At 76.1% G+C, this 1,341-nt stretch carries 1 protein-coding gene and 1 pseudogene; one reads left to right on the top strand and one right to left on the bottom strand.

The window, feature by feature from the left end:
- A pseudogene (locus tag D8M29_RS12265) lies at positions 1-408 on the bottom strand (phosphatidic acid phosphatase); the annotation flags it as partial.
- A gap of 110 nt (positions 409-518) precedes the next feature.
- On the opposite strand from D8M29_RS12265, the gene D8M29_RS12260 reads away from it, so the two are divergent.
- Positions 519-1,205, top strand: a complete 687-nt coding sequence (locus D8M29_RS12260; protein ID WP_036339435.1) for a hypothetical protein — start codon at positions 519-521, stop codon at positions 1,203-1,205.
- Positions 1,206-1,341: the final 136 nt, after the last annotated feature.

The following is a 1,341-nucleotide window of genomic DNA, read 5'->3' as shown; positions in this document are numbered from 1 at the left end:
GCCCGAGGGCAGTGAGTTGCCGCCGGACCACGGGACCCCGTCGGCGTGCTCGGGCCGCGGAAGCGCCGCCTTGAGCAGCTGCGTGGTGAGGTTGGACCCGGCCAGCACGAGGAGGGCGAGCAGCCCCCGCCGCCGCCACCGGGCCACGGCGAGCGCGCCGAGCGAGGCCAGCGCCATGCCGACCGCCAGCCCGAGCGGCAGGATCCGCACCACCTGGGAGGCCACGTCCGGCACGGTGTCCCCGTAGCGCTCCTCGACGGCGCGGAACACCTGGTACTCGAGCACCTGGCCGGCGGAGGACCACACCAGGGCGGCGTAGACCAGCACGACGCCGGCCACGCACGCGGCCAGCGCCAGCCACCACGTCCACGAGGGGAGGCGGCGCGGGGCGCGGGTGGTGGGGGGCATGGGTTCCATTGTGTCGGACGCGCAGCCGTCATGCAGGCTTCATCGGACGGTCACGCCTCCGTCGCCGTCCCGTCCTCCGCGCCCCTGAGCCGCCTGCCTAGCCTGGGGCCATGACCCGCGTGCCCCCCGCCCACGGACATCGCCCGGCCCTCCGCGACTCCACCGGCTCGGCGCCCGGCCCGGGCGTCGAACCGGGCGCCCGGCCCCGTCTCTCGGCCGAGGACCTGCTGGCCGCCCGGGACGCCCTGGCCCCGTTCGGCCGGCTGAGCCGGCAGGAGCCCATCGAGTGGGCCGCCGAGGAGCCCCTCGCCCCGGACCTGGCCGACTTCTACCGCTACGTGGGGCCGGAGTGGCTGGAGATCGACACCCTCGGCCTGCCCGTGATGTTCTTCCCGCTGGACCGCCTCTGGGACGAGCAGGCCGGCTACCGGTGGAACCACCGCACCGGTGCCCTGCTGGTGGACTGGAACGAGGACTGGACGGTGGTGGCCAAGCAGGGCGCCGACCCGTTCATCCACGCGGCCTCCACCGGTCAGGTGCTCATGGCCCCGGGAGACGAGGGCTGGGAGGACCGCCTGGACGAGCCGCGACCGGTCTTCCGGGACCTCACGGAGATGACCCGCGCGCTCGCGGCCGTGGGCACGGCGTGGGCGCGCTTCGACGACCCGTTCACCGTCGACTGGCATCTCACCGAGGAGGTGACGACCGCCGTCGTCGCCGGCCTGGAGGAGGTGCTCGGCGCCCACGACCGCGCCGTGGACCTGGCCCGAGCCCTCGGCTACCTCCGCGCCGTCTGAGCGTCGGCGCCGCCGCGGGAGCCCCACCCCGCCGGCGCCCGTCGGAACGGGAGCCGAGCGCCCTTCCTACACTGGCCGCATGAGCACCGCCCCCGCCCTGCCCCCGCTGCCCGGCGCGCCGGGCGGTCCCGCCCTG

The sequence above is a fragment of the Micrococcus sp. HSID17227 genome (assembly GCF_003989405.1).
In the GTDB taxonomy this organism is placed as follows: domain Bacteria; phylum Actinomycetota; class Actinomycetes; order Actinomycetales; family Micrococcaceae; genus Micrococcus; species Micrococcus luteus.
The sequence above is the reverse complement of the archived record's forward strand: the minus strand, read 5'-3'. Positions and strand labels throughout refer to the sequence as shown.